Origin of the sequence: Paenibacillus sp. 1011MAR3C5 (assembly GCF_003591485.1) — a bacterium.
GTDB lineage: Bacteria > Bacillota > Bacilli > Paenibacillales > Paenibacillaceae > Pristimantibacillus.
This window is the reverse complement of sequence record NZ_QZCF01000001.1, coordinates 815,531-833,606: the sequence shown is the minus strand read 5'-3', so window position 1 is coordinate 833,606 and position 18,076 is coordinate 815,531. Positions and strand designations below refer to the sequence as shown.

Sequence of the window (18,076 nt, the reverse complement as noted above, 5' to 3'; positions counted from 1 at the left end):
AGAAGGGACGAGAGAAGATGAATGTATCCTACCAATGGTTGAATGAATATATCGAGCTTGACGGATTGACAGCGGAGGAGCTTGCGGAGCGCATGACGCGCGGCGGCATTGAGATCGACGTTGTGGAATCACGCAACAAAGGCGTATCCGGCGTCGTAGTCGGCTATGTCAAATCGAAGGAGAAGCATCCCGATGCCGACAAGCTGAACGTCTGCAAGGTGGATGTCGGCACAGGCGAGGAGCTGCAAATCGTATGCGGCGCCAAAAATGTGGATGCGGGACAAAAAGTTCCAGTAGCGGTCATCGGCGCCGTGCTGCCTGGCGACTTCAAGATCAAGCGCGCGAAGCTGCGTGGCGTCGAGTCGCAAGGCATGATCTGCTCCGCCAAGGAGCTGGGTCTGAACGACAAGCTATTGCCGAAGGATCAGCAGGAAGGCATTCTTGTGCTGCCTGCCGCTACGTCGATCGGAACGCCGATCAGCGCTGTGCTTGGCATTGACGATGAGGTGCTTGAGCTGGACCTGACGCCGAACCGCTCCGATTGCCTCAGCATGCTTGGCGTAGCTTACGAAGTAGGCGCACTGACTGGACGTGAGGTGAAGCTGCCTAGCGGGTCGGTGCACGACGCTTCCCTGAAGACGGAAGGTCTTGTGAGCGTTGAAGTGACCGCAACGGAGCAATGCCCTCATTATTCTGCGCGCTATATTAAGGACGTAAAGATTGGTCCGTCTCCGCAATGGCTGCAAAATCGCCTGATGGCGGCAGGCATTCGCCCGATCAGCAACGTCGTTGACGTAACCAACTTTGTGATGCTTGAGTACGGCCAGCCGCTACACGCATTCGACGCTGACCGCGTTTCGGGCGGCCGTATTGTGGTCCGCATGGCGAAAGACGGCGAGACGATGCTTACGCTGGATGATCAGGAGCGCCGCCTGGAGCCGCATATGCTGGTCATTACAGACGGCAACGAGCCGATTGCTCTTGCCGGCGTAATGGGCGGCGCGAACTCCGAAGTAACAGAGAGCACGGTCAATATTATCCTGGAATCCGCACGTTTCGACGGCGGCACAGTGCGCAAGACGTCACGTCAGCTTGGCCTTCGTTCGGAATCAAGCGTCCGCTTTGAGAAGGAAGTGGACCCGTCGCGCGTCATTCCTGCACTTAACCGCGCGGCTGCGCTAATTGCCGAGCTGGCCGACGGTCTGGTGACCGACGGCATTGTAGAGTCCGTCTCCCAGCCTGTCGAGCCGAGCAAAATATCCGTTTCGCTTCAAAAGATCAACGGTTACTTGGGTACGGAGCTGTCGAGCCTTGAGGTTCGCACCATATTCGGACGCCTCCAATTTCCTTATGAGGTGGGCGCACAGGATGAATTCCATGTCGAAGTGCCTACCCGCCGCGCCGAAATTACACGTGATGTGGACTTGATCGAAGAAGTAGCCCGTCTGCACGGCTATGACAATATTCCGACTACGCTTATTCATGGAGACGTCATTCAAGGCTCCTTGACGAAGCCGCAGGCAATCCGCCGCGAGCTGCGCAAGCGCTTGACGGATTCCGGCTTGCATGAAGTGATCAATTATTCCTTCACAAGTCCGGCAAGAACAGAGCTGTTCCCGTCGCTGACGGAGGAAGCAAAGCCAGTGCGCTTGGCTATGCCGATGAGCGAGGAGCGCAGCGTGCTTCGCACAGCGCTGCTAGCCCAACTGGCAGAGACAGCGGTCTATAACCGCAATCGCAAAAACGAGTCTGCTGCCCTGTTCGAGATCGGCAGCGTCTTCCATACGGATGAAGAACACCTTACAAGATTGCCGCAGGAGAAGCACCGCTTTGCGGCGCTGCTGACCGGCAACCGTACGTCTTCCGCCTGGAACAGCAAGGCGCTCGCCTATGACTTCTATGATGCGAAGGGCATCGTCGAGACTATCGCAGGGGTGCTTGGTCTGACGGATAAGATCAGCTATGCTCCCGCGCAGCCTCCTCACTTCCATCCGGGCAGAACGGCTTCCATTACACTGGAGACGCCGGCAGGACCATCCGTGATCGGCTATGTCGGTCAGCTGCATCCCGCGCTGCAAGTCGAGTGGGAGCTGGCGGATACGTATCTGATCGAGCTTGGGCTGGATGTGCTTTATGAAGAAGCGAGCTTCGAGATTGAATACAAGACGCTGCCGAAGTATCCGGCGATCGAGCGGGATATTGCCGTAGTTGTGGATACCGAAGTAGCGGCAGGCAGCTTGACAGCCAAGGCATGGCGTACGGCCGGCGAGCTGCTGGAATCCGTCCGCGTATTCGACGTCTATACGGGCGAGCGGCTCGGAGCAGGCAAGAAGAGCGTTGCGTTGTCGCTGGTTTACCGCCATGCGGAACGTACATTGACAGATGAAGAAGTGACTTCGCTGCATAGTCAGGTCGTCCAGAATTTGGAACAATCTTTTGGAGCAGAATTACGTAAGTAGGCAGGAAACATCCAAAGCCGCATCGAATTAGTTCCTAGTGAACGTCGATGCGGCTTTTTATACCGGCAGAGGTGGAATCCGGAGGTTTTTAATCGGCAATCGACGTGGCAACAACGTGATTTGGATGATAGGGGGATATGACTTCATGGATGGTGAACAAACTGTTGTAACCGTTGACATATATGGTATTCAATACAAAATCAAGGGTCATTCCAATATCGAATATATGAAAAGAGTAGCCAGTTCTATCGATGAGAACATGAAGAAGCTGGCGAAGACGAACCCTCGGCTCGACATGCAAAAGCTCGCGGTATTGGTCGCGATGCAGACAACGGAGGACGTATTCCGGCTCCGTCGCGATAATGCTCGCTTGCAGGAGGAGGAAAACCGTGCGATCGAAACCCGGCAGCAGCTGGAGTGGGAGAAGCATCGCAACGGGGAATTGGAAGCAACGCTCGAGAGAAGCAAGCAGGCGAATGAAGAGCTGATCCGCAAGCTGAAGGCGGATTCAGAGAAGCAGCTCGAAGAGTTGCTGGCTTTGGCCGAAGAGCAGAAGCTGGCGGCACAGGCGTCAGCTGACGAGTTGATTAAAGCTGGCGAAGAGCGGTTGATCCGGTTGATGCGGGAGCATGAGGATGAGATCGAGCGGATCAAGGAAGCGCTCGCGATGGAGAAGAAGACAGAGCTGGTGCTGCTAAAGGGCAAGCTGGAGACAGAGCTAGCCAAGCTTGGTCAAGAGAAGGAGCGCGTAGTCGCAGAGCTGACCGGCGAACGCGACCGTCTGCTGGAAGCCGGCGCGGCGGAGCGGGAAGCGCTGCTTGCGGCGCATAAGTCTGAACAGGAGAAACTGCGTGAGGAACTCCAGTCGGAGAACGCCAAGCTTCTTAATGACTATCGGATCGAGAAGGAGCTGCTGCAAGAAGAGCTGCAGACCTTGAAGGCTAAGCTGGATGAGCTTCAGTCAGAGAGAGCGAAGCTGCAAGCGGAATATGAAGCGTCTAAGAAGCAGCTCCAGGATGGATTCGAGAAGGACAAGCAGCAGCTGGCAGCGGCTCAGCGCACGGAGAAGGAGAAGCTTGCCGCGGGGCATACAGCGGAGAAGGATGGCCTGCTGGCCTTCCATCAGGCGGAGCTCTCGAAGCAGGAGCAAGCTGCGAAGGAAGATCTGGAGCGCCGCAGAACCGGCTGGCTGGAGGAGCGCAGCAGGCTGCAGGCTCAATTGGCGGAATTGCAGCAGGTTCTAGAAGCGGAGAAAGCGGCTTACGAGAACCGGATCGCGATCGCGGACGAACAGCTCTCGCAAGCGATGGAGCAAGAGGAAGCGCTGCGGTCCACGATGGCTCAGTTGGAGCAGGAGCAGCTGGCATACACCGAACAATTGGACGAAGCAGCGGACCAAGCAAGCGAATTCGCGGAAGAACGCAAACGGTGGGCTGCAAGCCAGGAAGAGCTGAAGCAGCAGCTGGCGAATGATTATCAGGCACGCGCAGGAGAGCTTGAGCAGCAGTTGGACGGACTCCGCAAGCGTGTAGCGACCGCCGAGGAAGCGGAGCGGGCTTTACGGGAGCAATTGGATAAACTGGGCTACAGAGAGCTGGAGCTTGCCGAGCAGCTGGAGCAATATCGGACGTCCGAGCAGGAATGGGAAGCGAAGCTGGCTAGCAGCGAGGCGGCTGAGCGCGAATGGCAAGCAAAATGGACACAGTGGCAAGCTGTTGAAGCCGAGCTTCAAAGCGAGTTGGAAGCTAATCGAGGCGAGGCACAGACGCTGGCGTCCAAGCTGGAGCAGCAGCGGAAGGAAACCGAGGAGTTCACCGTTTTGCTGGAGCTGGGGCAGATTGAAGCGCAGGAACTGAAGTCCAGGCTGGATTTGGCGCAGCAGGAGGCGCAGGAACTGGCATCAAAACTGGACGCCTCACATAAGGAAGCAAAGGAGCTAGCATCGAAGCTGAATTCGACGCAGCAGGAATCGCAGGAGCTGGCATCGCAGCTGGATTCGGCGAAGAAGGAAGCGAAAGAACTGGCAGAGCAGTTAAAAGCGGAGCGGGATGAATCGCAACTGCTTGCCGCTATGCTGGAGGAGCGCGAAGCTTCGGAAGGCAAGCTGAAGAGACAGCTTGAGCTTCAGCAGCGGGAACAGGATGAAATGAACGAGAAGCTGGAGACGCAGCATCAAGCTGTTATTCGCGAGATGCAAGAGCAGCTGGAGCTGCTTCAACTGCTCGAGGATGAATTGTCCGCCAAGCTGTCCGAGAAGGAAAGCGCGGCTAAAGAGCTGTCCGCCAAGCTCGTGGAGAAGGAGAAGGCGGAAGCCGAGTTGACCGTTAAGCTTGCTCGGCAGAAGGAGCAAACGGATGAACTGTCCTCACGGGATGAGGAGCAGAAAAAGCGGGCAAGCGAACTGACTGCGAAGCTTGAGGATCGGGAGAACACAGTCAGCGAGCTGTCGGCCAAGCTTCAGGCGCAGGAAGCGGCTGTACATGAGCAAGCTGCTAAGGCCGAGCGGCTGGAGGCTGCGGAGCAAGAGCTGCTGAGACAGCTTGAGCAGCACAGGCAAACCGAGGCATCGCTTAAAGCGAAGCAGGAAGCGGATCAGCTCTCAGCCCTGCAGAAGCTGCAGGAGAAGCTGGACGACCAGCTTGCCACAGAGCAGGAACTGCTTCAGCAGCTGGAGTTTACGGCAGCTCGCGAGCGTATCGCCTCCAGCCAGTTGGAATCGTCGATCGAACGGCAGGAGCAGCTCAGCCGTCAACTGGAGGAGCAGCAGGAGCGAGTGGATGAGCTCGAAAGAGAAGTCAAGCAAGCCCAACGCTTGAAAGAAGAGCTGGAGCTGAAGGAAGAGAGCTTGCGTGAGCAGATGGAGCTGGCTATTCGTGAGGCGGCTTCCGCATCGAGCAGCCAGGATCAGTGGGAGGATCAAATCGCCGATTTGCAGGATGAGCGGGATGAAGCGGCGAGACAGACATCACAGACCGCCAAGGAATATGAGGCGCTCAAGAATGAGCATCATAAGCTGAAGATTGAATACTCCAAGCTTCAGACGGAGTTTAATGAATGGATCGAGCTGATCGAACAGAGCTAGCAAGCGTAACCGGCTTAATCAAATTCCCAATGAACGGGGCTTGCCGCCCTATGCATACAGAAGCCTCCGGTTCCTCAAACAATGAGGGCCCGGAGGCTTGTTGTATCTTGACCACTATCCGTAAGAATGTATCGTACCGGTAGGTCCGCCAAAGGACAGGCTGGCCAGCCGCACGATATCCGGCGTGACAAGAGCCGGATCTTTGCCTGTAGCGTGCATCTCGGTGCGAAGTGTGCCAGGGTTGTATAGATTGACGAGGATGCCATGCTCATGCTCTTCGTCCGCTACCGTGCGGGTCAGCGATTCCAGACCTGCTTTGGCCGCGCTGTAGGCAGCGAAGCCTCCCGCACCATTACGAGACAGGCTGGATGTAATATTAATGATTCGACCATATTGCTGTTTCCTCATGGCAGGCAGCACAGCCTTGGTCAGCAGGAAGGGACCGGTCAAGTTGGTGGCAATTTGGTTTTGCCATTCCTCGGAGGTCAGCTCAAGGACGGAGCCCTGCTCCAGCACTGCGGCATTATTAACCAGCACATCGATGCGCTCCCATCGCTGCAGGACAGCATCTACCGCTTCTTCGAGCTGCTTCTCATCAGTGACGTCGGCGCCAAGGACCAGCGCAGGCGTCCCAGTCCGCTCGGCCAGAACCGAGGAGGTCTCTTCCAGCTTGTCAACTCGCCTGCCCAGAAGAACAACTCTCGCTCCAGCGTCAGCGAAAGCAATCGCGGACGCCCGGCCGAGGCCGCTGCCGGCACCGCTTATAATGGCGACACGTTCTTCCAATACTCCCATTTGCATTCCTCCATTCGCGAGGTGTTGTGCATTTATCTTATCAGAGCAGGCTTGCCATTGGAAGGGCTCCTTCAGGTGCGTTTGATTGGAAAAAGGAGTGAGCCAAAATCGCATTCTGCTATCAAAAAAAGGCCCGCGATCTGTTCGTATGAACAGATCGCGGGCTTCCTGAGGCTTCCATGCTACTCTACAATAAGCTTGGCTTTCATCTGGCCATGTCCGCCACCGCAAGGAACGTTGCAGATCATATCGTAGGTGCCTGGAGCGTCAAATTTAACAGCTACCGTCTTTTTGTTACCGATATTGTAATCGGTTTTTAGGATGCTCACGCCATGTACGCCGCCAGCCGATTTGAGTGTAAGATCAACGGTCTCGCCTGCTTTGATACGGTATTCTTTCTGGTCGAACTCCCAGTCCTTGGCGGTAATGACCACTTCGGAATCGGAGGCCGAAGCTTCATTGCCGGAGTCATTGCTAACTGAGCCTGTTGTTTCTTTGCTATTATCGGAGTTGGCGCCGCAAGCCGCAATAACGAGTGCGAGTGCGAGCATAGATGCGAATACAAGCCATTTTTTCATCATTAAGTTCCCCTTCCAACGTCTTTATCAGGTTTTGTTAGTATCAGATTCTCCTTCATTTTAACCTAAATGTTGGGCGTTTAAAGCCGCTGTAGTGACAACACTATGACAAAGTGATGAACTTGTGTTGAACAAAGTATGATTTCATGAAAAAAAGCCCCTGCCTGCTGACGCAACAGGCGGGGGCTTGCCTATGGAGAAGCGGATTGTTAGATTAATCGTGCCGTTTACCCGCCTCATACGGAGTGCTGACAGGAATGAACAGGTCGATAATCCCGATGACCAGTGCAGCCAGGATGGCTCCAAGCCAAGTTACGGTTACGCCTCCGACAACGAACTGAGCGATCCAGATGACCGCTGCGCTGGCCAGGAAGCCGACGATGCCGCGTCCGAACGGCGTCACTTTTTTGCCGAATATGCCTTCAATGATCCAACCTAGAGCAGCGATAACCAGAGCCAGGAAGAATGCGCTCCAGAATCCGCCGACGCTGAATTGCGGCACGATAAAGCCGACCACCATCAAGACGAGCGCCGAGACGATAAAACGGACCACATGTCCAAGAAAGGTCATATCTAATTCCTCCTAATCAAATGTGTGTGGGAAGCTGGAATAGCCGATAATGGTTCTTGTGGGTTCAATCTATAGTGTTGCCAAGGGTGCAAGGATTATGTATGGTACGAATTAATCTAAACCATCCTCTCCTCGTGCATCGGCAAACAGCTTCGGCTATAATATAAGGGCGAGAGGAGTGTTAAAAGTTGGACGCCAAAATATTGACCACATTGGAATATCCAAAAATTATAAATAGATTGACCGCTCATGCCAGCACCTCGCTGGGGAAAACGGTAACAGCACGTCTTCAGCCCGTGACAGAGCTGGAGGATGTGAAGCTGCTGCTGCAGGCGACTGACGAAGCCTATGCTGCAGACCGTTTGAAGGGCAGCGCTCCGTTCGGCGGTGTAGCCGACATTAGCGCTCCGCTTCACCGTGCGCGTATCGGCGGCACATTGAATCCGCAGGAGCTGCTTGACATTGCCTCCACTTCGCGCGGCGGGCGCAGGGTGAAGAAGCATATTGAGATGATCCATGAGGAGCATCCGATTCCGATGCTGAAGGCGTTGTCAGAGGGCGTCAGCGAGCACAAGTCGCTGGAGGATGCCATATTCGCCTGTATCGACGAGCAAGCGGAAGTGCTGGACAGCGCCAGCTCGGAGCTTGCTTCCATTCGCCGGGAGCTCCGAACGGGAGAATCCCGCATCCGTGAGAAGCTGGAAGGGATGATCCGCTCTTCCTCGGTGCAGAAGATGCTTCAGGATGCCATTATTACCCTGCGCAACGACCGGTATGTTATTCCGGTGAAGCAAGAGTACCGCTCCAGCTTTGGCGGCTTGGTCCATGACCAGTCAGGCTCTGGCGCAACCTTGTTCATCGAGCCGGAAGCGATTGTGGCGATGAACAACCGACTTCGCGAGATGAAGGCTGCGGAGCAGCGCGAGATTGAGAAGATCCTGCAGAAGCTGACGGCGCATGCCGCGGAATATGTGGAGGATCTGCTCGTGAATCTCGATTTGCTTGGACAGCTCGACTTCGCCTTTGCCAAAGCTCGGCTTGCCCATGAGATGAAGGCGTCACAGCCTCGCATGAATGACCGCGGCTTCCTGAAGCTGAAGCGGGGTCGGCATCCGCTGATAGATCGCGGCAAAGTCGTTCCGCTGGATGTGGAGCTGGGCAATCAATTTACCGCTATTATCGTAACGGGGCCGAATACGGGGGGCAAGACCGTCTCGCTGAAGACGATCGGCCTGCTCAGCCTTATGGCGATGTCGGGACTGTTCGTCCCGGCGGAGGAAGGCAGCCAGCTGTGCGTATTCGATGCGATCTATGCCGATATTGGTGACGAGCAGAGCATCGAGCAGAGCCTTAGTACATTCTCCAGCCATCTGACTAATATTATTCGCATTCTGAACGCGATGACGTCCAAGAGCCTGGTGCTGCTTGACGAGCTTGGAGCAGGTACGGACCCTGCAGAAGGTTCTGCGCTTGCAATTGCGATATTGGAGCATGTACACGCACTCGGAAGCCGTATTGTGGCGACGACACATTACAGCGAGCTGAAGGCGTACGCATACAACCGCAAAGGCGTCATTAACGCCAGTATGGAATTCGATATCGCATCGCTCAGCCCGACTTACCGGCTGCTTGTCGGCGTGCCGGGCCGAAGCAACGCCTTTGCGATTGCGGAGCGGCTGGGACTTCAGCGCTCCATAATTGACCATGCGCGGGGTGAGGTGAGCGAGGAGGACCTGCGGGTCGAAAATATGATCGCATCGCTCGAAGAGAACCGCCTTAGCGCTGAATCGGAGCGTCAAACGGCGGAATCGCTGCGCTTGCAGATGGAGAAGCTGCGCTCGAAGCATGAAGAAGATCGCCAGCGGTTTGAGGAACAGAAGGAGAAGCTGCTTCTGAAAGCCAAGGAGGAAGCGCGGGAAGCTGTCGCCAAAGCGAAGCGGGAAGCGGAGGAGATCATTGCCGAGCTTCGCAAGCTGGCGATGGAGGAAGGCGCATCCGTCAAGGAGCATAAGCTCATTGAAGCGCGCCGCAAGCTGGACGAAGCGATGCCGGAGCAGCCTAGCGCGAAGCGCAAGGGCAATGCAGCGGGCAAGCCTCAAAAAATCGAAGCCGGCGACGAGGTTATGGTCTACAGCCTGAATCAGAAAGGGCTTGTGGTCGATATACATGGTACAGACGCTACCGTTCAGCTTGGCATTATGAAGATGAAAGTAGCTTTGGACGATATGGAGCTTGTGAAGACGAAGGCGCCGGAGAAGACGGTGCAGCCGAAAGCTGCAGCGAGCCTGAAGCGCACAAGAGACGATAATGTCCGCATGGAGCTGGACCTCAGAGGCGAGAATTTGGAGGAGGCTATTATGGAAGTGGACCGATTCCTCGATGAGTCCTTCCTTTCGGGCTTCGGACAAGTTTATATTATTCATGGGAAGGGCACAGGCGTGCTTCGAACGGGCATTCAGCAATATTTGCGCAGGCATTCGCATGTGAAGAGCTTCCGCAACGGTAATTACGGCGAAGGCGGCATTGGCGTGACCGTTGCTGAATTGAAATAGGGGGGACGTTCATGGGAACAGAGATCGATAAGCTGCTTGATAACCCGTATGCGGCAACGCTCGCCTTTGTATCGGTTACGGTTCTATCGCTTATTGTGTTTTTATCATGCTTTGAGCTGGTGACCAAATACAAGTGCTGGGGAGAGATCAAGAAGGGGAACATGGCGGTGGCTATGGCAACCGGAGGCAAAATATTTGGTATTTGCAACATCTTCCGCTTCTCAATCGAATCCAATGATTCTATCTATCATTCCTTGCTGTGGGGCGCATTCGGCTTCATCATCTTGCTGGTCGCCTACTTTTTATTTGAATTTTTGACGCCCGTATTCCGTATTGATGAGGAAATTCAGAAAGACAATCGTGCAGTTGGTTTTATCGCTATGATTATTTCCGTATCGCTTTCCTATGTAATCGGGGCGACGATTATCGTGTAGAGCTGGAGGCCTTAAGCATGAAGTATTTGTGGGTAACACTGCTGGTCGTATCCATTCTGTTTTTTATCGTAGGCATTATATATTGGATTAACATTTAGAGAGGATGTACCTTATGCAAGAGAAGCAAAGCCAGGTGTGCCAATGGTGCCTGTCGGAAATTATTTGGGATGAAGAGGTTGGCCCGGAGACGCATTGTCCGCATTGCGAAAATGAACTTAGCGCCTACCGCTCCGTGCAGGTCGGACTTGCGCGCGGCGAAGAGCAAGAGAATAGCCGGGATGACAGCGAGGAAGAGGATTGGCAGGAAGAAGAGGAAGGGCCGGACACAAGCTGGATGAATGATGAGAATGGATTCCGCGGAGGCAATCGCAGCTTGCTGGCAGCCGAAGGTGTCATTCAGCGTATTATCGACAACCAGCTTGAAGTGCCGGAATGCCCGGCATGCCGGGAGTATATGATCGAGACGGGCACGCAGATTGTAGGCGGAGACCGCTATCAGCCGTCTGAGCCTCAGGCTATCGGCATATCGGTATTGCCTAATCCGTATACGATTCATCTATATGTCTGTCCGTCGTGCTACCATACAGCATCCTTCTTAAGCCCTCGCGACCGCGAAGAGATGGTGAGCCGACTGGAAGCCCACTCTTAGATCCATTGCCAATATTGGACGGGCATGGGTGCTCCGGCAACAGGGCATGTTACAAAACGAATATCTAAGCACGGCTTATCGTGTTCTGGAGGTGTCGTTTTGGCGAAAGCATTGGAGAAGCAAGCCATTCTGCTTCTTGTCGTTCAAGCTCTGTACGGATTTTCAAGTGCCCTGTCTGGTACGTTCGTCCCAGTATATCTATGGAAATCAAGCGGCTCCTATATGATTATAGGCTGGTTCACGTTCGCTCAATACGCGCTGGGAGGCTTGACCTTCTGGCTTGCGGGCAAATGGGTGAAGGAGTACAACAAGATGCACAGCCTGCGGACGGGCATTGCCTTGTCCGGCATTTTTTATTGCGTCGTTCTTTTCCTGGGCGATGGGGCCAAGGACTGGGCAGTCCCGCTCGGTGTGCTGAGCGGGATTGCCATGGGACTGTTCTGGCTTGCCTTTAATGTCATCTACTTCGAAGTGACGGATCCAGATACGCGAAACCGCTATAACGGCTGGGCGGGTCTGCTCGGCTCCGCTGCCGGCATAGTAGCCCCTTGGATATCGGGCTTGATCATAACATCCATGCAGGGCGAGAAGGGCTACCGCATTATCTTTATGCTGTCGCTGGCTATATTCGGACTAGGCGTCGTGCTCAGCTTCTGGCTCAAGAAACGGCATGGGGAAGGCCGGTATGAATGGACGCTTGGCCTCAAGCAATTGAAGGAGAAAGGGAATCCGTGGCGCCGGCTGTTCCCGGCGATTGCGGCGCAAGGCGTCAGGGAAGGTGTCTTCATGTTTCTTGTCGGCTTGACCGTCTATATCGCGACGCGTACCGAGAGCAAATTGGGCCTCTATTCACTTATCACCTCGCTGGTTGCGCTGATCAGCTTCGGCATCGCAGGCAAGTGGACGGGCAAGCTGAGGCTGACATGGTCGATGCTCGCCGGCGTTGTGATGATCGCGGTTGTGATTTTGCCGTTGTTCTGGGAAGTATCGTATGGGACTTTGCTGGTGTTCGGCATCGGCACATCCCTGTTCCTTCCCTTCTATATGATCCCAATGACAACCAAAGTTTTCGATGTGATCGGCCGCAATCAAGAGAGCGCCGACCATCGCGAAGAATTGATCGTATTGCGGGAGATGGCGCTTACGGCAGGGCGTTTGCTGGGGCTGACAGCTTATCTTATTGTCATACCGAATTATGATTCGCCAAGGGCGATTACATGGCTTATGCTTGCGGTCGGTCTCGTGCCGATTGCAGGTTGGTGGTGCATGAGGCCTTTTTTGCAACAGGGGGTTACTCGGCGGCAGCCGGCCGCAGATTGAATAGGAAGATGAACGGAGGCAGGATGACTATTGGCTAGAGCAGTAACGGATGTAACCCAATTAATCGGCCTTACGCCGATTGTACAATTAAACCGGATGGCGGAAGAAGGAAGCGCTGATGTGTGCGTGAAGCTGGAGCGCTTTAATCCAAGCGGCAGCGTCAAGGACCGAGCCGCTTTCTCGCTGATTCAGGCTGCGGAGCGAGAGGGGCTGATCAAGCCGGGCGATACCGTGATTGAGCCTACTAGCGGCAATACGGGCATTGGTCTGGCAATGACAGCCGCCGCAAAGGGCTATAACATGATTCTGATCATGCCGGACAATATGTCGGCGGAGCGAATCAAGCTGCTGAAGGCTTATGGCGCGGATGTTGTGTTGACACCGGCAGCCGAACGGATGCCGGGCGCAATTCGCAAGGCGGAAGAGCTTCGGGCGGGCATTCCCGGCAGCTTTATTCCGAATCAATTCGAGAACCGGGCTAATCCGGATATTCACCGATCGACAACTGCGCTGGAGATTATGGATCAATGCGAAGGGCGTCTGGATGCCTTCGTCGCAACCGCCGGCACCGGTGGTACGATCACAGGAACCGGAGAGACGCTAAAATCATTGATTCCGGGACTTCACGTAGCGGTCGTCGAGCCGATGGGCTCACCCGTCCTGTCGGGTGGCCAGCCGGGTCCGCACAAGCTGGTAGGCACAAGCCCAGGCTTCGTGCCAGCTATTCTTAACACATCGGTCTATGATGAAATTATTCAAGCTTCTGACGAGGATGCCTTAAGCACCATGCGCGATCTTGCCCGCAAGGAAGGCATACTGGTAGGTCCGTCCTCCGGCGCTTCCGTATGGGCGGCCATGCAGGTGGCGAAGAGGCTGGGAACGGGCAAACGCGTGATTTGCATTGCGCCTGATACAGGCGAGCGTTATTTGAGCATGGACATATTTTAATCTCTCCGATTGATCCCCTTAGCTATCATTTTTTACCTCTCCATATGCATTTTGGCATTCGCTTCTGGGCAACCTTTTGGTTGTGAGGAAGTGAATGCCATGAAAGTCAAACCCTTCGGAATAATTCCGTCTATCGCTATAATCATTTTAACGGTCGGCCTGGTCAACCATGTGCTAATCGTCCCCATTCTGCTGAGCGATGCCAAGCGCGATGCATGGATGGCTGTTATTTTTGCTTTTATCGTGATTTTGCCCTGGACAGCCATCCCTTTTTTCAACCTGCTCAAAAAACTCAATCATCAAAGGTTCGACAAATGGCTGAAGGATCGTATACATCCTGTCCTTGCCTGGATCATTATCGGTTATTTTCTGCTTGTGCTGTTCCTGGTCGGTTCGGAGACTTTGATCGTTACATCGTCATGGACGGGCACCACCTATCTGCCCAACACGCCTACGTATGTCGTTGCATTCGTTTTTCTTGCTCTTTGTTTATACGCTGCCTGCATGGGGCTGAGAACGATTGCCTTCATGAGCTGTTTGCTTGTGCCTTTGGTCGTCTTGCTTGGCGATTTCGTCATGTCTACGAACATGCCTCATAAGGATTACCGTTATTTGCTGCCGATGCTGGAATTTGGATTCTCGCCTGTTGTAAGGGCTTCTATCAATTGCATGACGGCTTTCAGCGAGCTGTTTATGCTTTTGTTCATGCAGCATCATTTGAAGAAAAGCTTTAAACGGTGGCATTTGATGCTTCTTATCGTATTTTTGGGGGTACTGGCCATCGGTCCGCTGACCGGGGCTATATCCGAATTCGGGCCGCTTGAAGCGGAGAAGATGCGATATCCTGCATTCGCGCAGTGGAGACTGGTGTCGATCGGCCGTTACTTCGAGCATGTCGATTTCTTCGCGATCTTTCAGTGGCTCTCCGGGGCTCTTATTCGGGTGTCGCTGACCATTTATCTCATATTAGAGTTCAATCCTCTGAGCCGATTGAGACATAAATGGATCGTTCCCGCTCTCCTTGCCGTCTTGTTTGGGGGCATGGCGGCTTACTGGACGAACCACATGATCGAGTATCGGCTGATTATCGGTTTTGGATTCCGATATTTTGGGGTTGCTACGATGAGTCTGATCGTCGCGATTTATGCCATCAGCTTTCTGAAGAAAAGGCGGGTGAGATCATGAGCGGAAATATGCATAAGGAAGAACCGACAGGAGATAACCTGCGGCATAAAGAACGGCTTATCTTGGCGAAGTTCCAGGAGCGAATCAAGCCATGCAACGATGTAATGGAGCAGACCGTCCATATCGGAGGGAGCCGGGAGCATCTGGCCTATATTTATTATTGCGACGGACTTATTGACAGCCAAATGTATCATCTGGGCCTGCTGCCAACGCTGGAGAAGTGGAAGCATGATAACGAGGCGCCGCTGTCGCCGGAGAGATCGGAGGAAAGCCGTCCCAGCCGGATCTTCGTTCCGCTTGACCCTGATGATCCGGATCACATCTATGCGCGCTTGTTCGCCGGAAGCGTCATTGTGGTCTTCTCGGACGAGGAAGGCTTCTACGAATACAACATTGCGAATCAGCCTGCGCGGACGCCAGAGGAATCCTCGATGGAGCTGTCGCTAAAAGGGCCAAGGGACGGCTTTGTCGAGCAGCTGTCGGTTAATATCGCGCTTGTGCGCAAGAGACTCCGCACCCCTAATCTGCATATCGAATATCACAAAATCGGTGCCGACACCCAGACGGAGATCGCAATCATGCATATGGCTGATCAGGCGCCTCCCGAACTGTTGGATGAAGTCAGGCGAAGAGTCCGTTCTCTTCATCTTCCATCGCTGAACGGTGCAGGCGAGCTGGAGGAGCGGCTGTCCGACCGTCCGCTTGCGCTCTTCCCGCTGCTGGACTACGTAGGCAGGCCGGATTATGTCGTTCAATCCTTAATGAAGGGCAGATTCGCGATTCTGGTCGACGGCTCTCCGGCTGCATTGATCGGACCGGGCAATCTCCTGCTGTTGATCAAATCGCCTGAAGATACGCATCTGCCGTTTTACTTTGTATCGCTGGAGAGGCTGCTTCGCATTCTGGGTTTGCTGTTGTCTCTCTTCCTGCCCGGCTTCTGGGTTGCATTGTCGTCCTACAATACGGATCAGGTTCCCTTTACGCTGCTGGCGACGGTTACCATCTCCCGCATCGGCTTGCCGCTGTCGGCGACGATGGAGATGTTCCTGATGCTGACGCTGTTCGAGGTGTTCCGGGAAGCCGGTGTCAGGTTGCCAAGGCCGGTCGGCCAGACTGTCTCCGTCGTCGGCGGACTCATTATCGGGGATGCGGCTATCCGGGCTGGCATGACTTCGCCTACGATGCTAGTTGTGGCAGCGGTATCGGCTGTCTCTACGTTCACGCTCGTGAATCAGTCGCTGGCGGGCTCAGTCAGCCTCTTCAGGGTCGTCATCCTGATCTTATCTTCTATACTCGGCATGTTTGGTTTTTTTGTAGGCATGTTCGGGCTGCTTCTATATATGTGCTCGCTGGAATCATTCGGACAGCCCTACATGCAGCCGATTGCGCCGCTCCACATCAAGGATGCCATCTCATCGCTTGTGCAGAAGCCTTGGATGCTGAATTCCAACCGGAGGAAACGCCCATGAGCAGCCGGAGGGTCTGGGGATGTATGGCATGGAGACGAAGGCTGTCCGCAGCCGCTGCCCTCGTGCTGGCTTGTCTTCTGCTAGCCGGCTGTTGGGACGAGGTGAATTTGCAGGATGTAAGCTATATATCCGCTCTTGGGGTCGATTATAAGGATGGTCAATACAACATCTATACTCAGATGATCAATTTTGCGGCCGTAGCCAAGACCGAGTCTCCGCAGCCGCAAGCGCAGAAGATATGGATTGGCCAAGGCAAGGGCGATTCCGTACTGCTCGCCTTCTATAATTTGAGCCGAGGCGGCTATACAACGCTTAATCTGGAGCATCTCAAAACGATTGTTGTGCAAGAGCGGGCGCTTGGCAAAATAGCGGATGTGCTGGACGGGCTGAATCGGCAGCGCGCTTCGCGTTATACGTCGCTGCTTTATGGCACAAACGAGCCGATCGAAAATATTTTTACAACGGAGAATTTCTTTGATCAGTCGCCCTTGAACAGCATTCTGTACATGCCGGGACCGCATGACGTGCAGTACACGTTCACAAGGCCGCTTAAGATGCAGAATGTGGTGCAGCAGCTTAGAGAGCCGTCCATGACGACGTTGTTGCCGGCCCTGAATACGACGAAGACGTATTGGCGCCACGACAGCAAGAAGATGAACACCCAGCTCATCGACGGCGTATTTGTGTTCAAAAATTTCAAGTATCAGGGCTATGTGCTGGAGAAGGAATTGCCTGGAATCCGCTGGCTGGATGAATCATTCGATAAGGTGTTCGCGAAGGCAGGGGGCGACGAGAATGAGGCAACGGTCTCGGTGACAGCCTCAGACCACCGGTTCCGTATCGATTCGTCGATTCCGGATAAGGCGGTTTTTCGCTTGAATGTGCAGTTGAAGGGGCATGTGGTGGAATTGGACGGACAGATGACTGAACGCGAAATTGTCGATTCCATCGAGAAGAGGGTCAAGGAAGAGATCGAGTCTACCTATCGCTTCGGCCTTCAGAAGGGGATGGACGTTTACCATCTGGAGCATTATCTGTACCGCCATCATCACAGTTATTGGAAGCGCTATGTCAAAGGCCGGGACTGGATGCCGCAGCGGGACCAGCTGGCAGAAATCGAAGTGAACCTGAATCTGACGGATACGGGCAAATTCCAATTGATGAGCGGCACATAAAAAAAGGAAACTGGCTCATAATACGGAAGTCAATATATCAAGCGCAAAGGAGGGATTTACGATGCTGCAGCCTATGACAGCCAAGGAGCTGGAGTATATTGCGGATTCCATGTCCAATGAGGACCTTCTTATGAAGCAATGCGCAGCGGTTGTCTCGGTCGCGACTACACCAGCAATCAAGAACTGCTGCTCCCAGATGATCCAGATGCATCAACAGCATTACGATTCGCTTATGCACGCGATTGAGCACCATCAGCAGATGGCGCCTACCCAGCCGCAATAACACTATGAAATTCTATACCGTTTTGGAGGGAATAAGATGAATCAGCAATCGCAATCCATATTGACGGAGGAAGATCTGGCTTCGACCGTCCTGTCGGATCTGAAGCGCGTCGTACGTGAATACGCGACAGCGGCGACGGAATCGACTTGTCCGGATATTCGCCAGTTGTTCACTAAGCTGCTCGACAATACACTAAAGGCGCAGGGACAGCTGTTCCAGGCCTTGCAGCAGAGCAATATGTACAATACAGCATCACCGGCGCTTAGACAAGAGCTGGACAAGCAGGCGCAGCAATACAAGCAGACGGCGCAAAAGACGAAGCAGCAGCTTCAGCAAGCGCTGGGCGGAGCGCAGCAAGGAACATACTTCAATCCGATCCACCAGGAGCAGTCCGGCCAACAGCAGCAGCCGTATTATAGCTAAGACCCTTCGGGGTCTTTTTTTATTAAATAGAATTGATAAGTTATCCGGGGATAGCGGATTTATTCATTCAATTTGGCGATAAACCCTACCTCTCAATGCGGTCGCTCATCTTGAAAGGCCTCGATAGAGGTTTTCTCATTACACTTTTTCTTT

Annotated in this window: 15 protein-coding genes; 12 read left to right on the top strand and 3 right to left on the bottom strand. The window is 54.0% G+C overall.

The window, feature by feature from the left end:
• Positions 1–17 precede the first annotated feature (17 nt).
• Positions 18–2,459, top strand: a complete 2,442-nt coding sequence (gene pheT / locus D3P07_RS03780; RefSeq protein ID WP_119798734.1) for a phenylalanine--tRNA ligase subunit beta — start codon at positions 18–20, stop codon at positions 2,457–2,459.
• Between the two features lie 145 nt (positions 2,460–2,604).
• On the top strand, positions 2,605–5,541 hold the full coding sequence (gene zapA / locus D3P07_RS03775; RefSeq protein ID WP_182914165.1) for a cell division protein ZapA: 2,937 nt from the start codon (positions 2,605–2,607) through the stop codon (positions 5,539–5,541).
• Positions 5,542–5,655: 114 nt separating this feature from the next.
• Here zapA and D3P07_RS03770 read toward each other — a convergent pair whose 3' ends face one another.
• The 3 genes from D3P07_RS03770 to D3P07_RS03760 all read right to left on the bottom strand — a co-directional run bounded on the left by D3P07_RS03770 (position 5,656) and on the right by D3P07_RS03760 (position 7,485).
• Positions 5,656–6,336, bottom strand: coding sequence for an SDR family NAD(P)-dependent oxidoreductase (locus D3P07_RS03770; protein WP_119798732.1), 681 nt, complete (start codon positions 6,334–6,336; stop codon positions 5,656–5,658).
• Between the two features lie 182 nt (positions 6,337–6,518).
• On the bottom strand, positions 6,519–6,917 hold the full coding sequence (locus D3P07_RS03765; RefSeq protein WP_119798731.1) for a cupredoxin domain-containing protein: 399 nt from the start codon (positions 6,915–6,917) through the stop codon (positions 6,519–6,521).
• 211 nt (positions 6,918–7,128) lie between these two features.
• A complete protein-coding gene (locus D3P07_RS03760; protein ID WP_119798730.1) occupies positions 7,129–7,485 on the bottom strand; it encodes a phage holin family protein in 357 nt (118 codons plus the stop codon).
• Positions 7,486–7,673: 188 nt separating this feature from the next.
• On the opposite strand from D3P07_RS03760, the gene D3P07_RS03755 reads away from it, so the two are divergent.
• The 10 genes from D3P07_RS03755 (at position 7,674) to D3P07_RS03710 (ending at position 17,923) form a co-directional block, all read left to right on the top strand.
• The gene (locus D3P07_RS03755) at positions 7,674–10,037 is read left to right on the top strand and encodes an endonuclease MutS2 (protein WP_119798729.1); all 2,364 of its coding nucleotides are present in this window, start codon (positions 7,674–7,676) and stop codon (positions 10,035–10,037) included.
• Positions 10,038–10,048: 11 nt separating this feature from the next.
• The gene (locus tag D3P07_RS03750; RefSeq protein WP_119798728.1) at positions 10,049–10,471 is read left to right on the top strand and encodes a DUF350 domain-containing protein; all 423 of its coding nucleotides are present in this window, start codon (positions 10,049–10,051) and stop codon (positions 10,469–10,471) included.
• Between the two features lie 112 nt (positions 10,472–10,583).
• Positions 10,584–11,120 (top strand): hypothetical protein, encoded by a 537-nt coding sequence (locus D3P07_RS03745; RefSeq protein WP_119798727.1) that lies wholly within the window; start codon positions 10,584–10,586, stop codon positions 11,118–11,120.
• A 99-nt stretch (positions 11,121–11,219) separates the two neighbouring features.
• Positions 11,220–12,440, top strand: coding sequence for an MFS transporter (locus D3P07_RS03740; RefSeq protein ID WP_397334521.1), 1,221 nt, complete (start codon positions 11,220–11,222; stop codon positions 12,438–12,440).
• A gap of 30 nt (positions 12,441–12,470) precedes the next feature.
• The gene (gene cysK, locus D3P07_RS03735; RefSeq protein ID WP_119798725.1) at positions 12,471–13,388 is read left to right on the top strand and encodes a cysteine synthase A; all 918 of its coding nucleotides are present in this window, start codon (positions 12,471–12,473) and stop codon (positions 13,386–13,388) included.
• Positions 13,389–13,487: 99 nt separating this feature from the next.
• Positions 13,488–14,573: a GerAB/ArcD/ProY family transporter gene (locus D3P07_RS03730; protein ID WP_119798724.1), complete on the top strand. Its 1,086-nt coding sequence runs from the start codon at positions 13,488–13,490 to the stop codon at positions 14,571–14,573.
• Positions 14,570–16,042, top strand: a complete 1,473-nt coding sequence (locus tag D3P07_RS03725) for a spore germination protein (protein WP_259391326.1) — start codon at positions 14,570–14,572, stop codon at positions 16,040–16,042. Before D3P07_RS03730 ends, D3P07_RS03725 begins: the two co-directional genes overlap by 4 nt.
• On the top strand, positions 16,039–17,217 hold the full coding sequence (locus tag D3P07_RS03720; RefSeq protein ID WP_119798723.1) for a Ger(x)C family spore germination protein: 1,179 nt from the start codon (positions 16,039–16,041) through the stop codon (positions 17,215–17,217). Before D3P07_RS03725 ends, D3P07_RS03720 begins: the two co-directional genes overlap by 4 nt.
• Before the next feature lie 61 nt (positions 17,218–17,278).
• Complete coding sequence (locus D3P07_RS03715; protein WP_119798722.1) at positions 17,279–17,500, top strand: hypothetical protein; 222 nt, start codon at positions 17,279–17,281, stop codon at positions 17,498–17,500.
• Between the two features lie 36 nt (positions 17,501–17,536).
• Entirely contained in the window at positions 17,537–17,923 is a 387-nt protein-coding gene (locus tag D3P07_RS03710; RefSeq protein WP_119798721.1) for a spore coat protein, read from the top strand.
• Positions 17,924–18,076 lie beyond the last annotated feature (153 nt).

Excerpts from the sequence above, each read along its gene's own strand:
- pheT (WP_119798734.1), top strand. The coding sequence starts at position 18 with ATGAATGTATCCTACCAATGGTTGAATGAATATATCGAGCTTGACGGA.
- zapA (WP_182914165.1), top strand. The coding sequence starts at position 2,605 with ATGGATGGTGAACAAACTGTTGTAACCGTTGACATATATGGTATTCAA.
- D3P07_RS03770 (WP_119798732.1), bottom strand. The coding sequence starts at position 6,336 with ATGGGAGTATTGGAAGAACGTGTCGCCATTATAAGCGGTGCCGGCAGC.
- D3P07_RS03765 (WP_119798731.1), bottom strand. The coding sequence starts at position 6,917 with ATGATGAAAAAATGGCTTGTATTCGCATCTATGCTCGCACTCGCACTC.
- D3P07_RS03760 (WP_119798730.1), bottom strand. The coding sequence starts at position 7,485 with ATGACCTTTCTTGGACATGTGGTCCGTTTTATCGTCTCGGCGCTCGTC.
- D3P07_RS03750 (WP_119798728.1), top strand. The coding sequence starts at position 10,049 with ATGGGAACAGAGATCGATAAGCTGCTTGATAACCCGTATGCGGCAACG.
- D3P07_RS03745 (WP_119798727.1), top strand. The coding sequence starts at position 10,584 with ATGCAAGAGAAGCAAAGCCAGGTGTGCCAATGGTGCCTGTCGGAAATT.
- D3P07_RS03730 (WP_119798724.1), top strand. The coding sequence starts at position 13,488 with ATGAAAGTCAAACCCTTCGGAATAATTCCGTCTATCGCTATAATCATT.
- D3P07_RS03725 (WP_259391326.1), top strand. The coding sequence starts at position 14,570 with ATGAGCGGAAATATGCATAAGGAAGAACCGACAGGAGATAACCTGCGG.
- D3P07_RS03720 (WP_119798723.1), top strand. The coding sequence starts at position 16,039 with ATGAGCAGCCGGAGGGTCTGGGGATGTATGGCATGGAGACGAAGGCTG.
- D3P07_RS03715 (WP_119798722.1), top strand. The coding sequence starts at position 17,279 with ATGCTGCAGCCTATGACAGCCAAGGAGCTGGAGTATATTGCGGATTCC.
- D3P07_RS03710 (WP_119798721.1), top strand. The coding sequence starts at position 17,537 with ATGAATCAGCAATCGCAATCCATATTGACGGAGGAAGATCTGGCTTCG.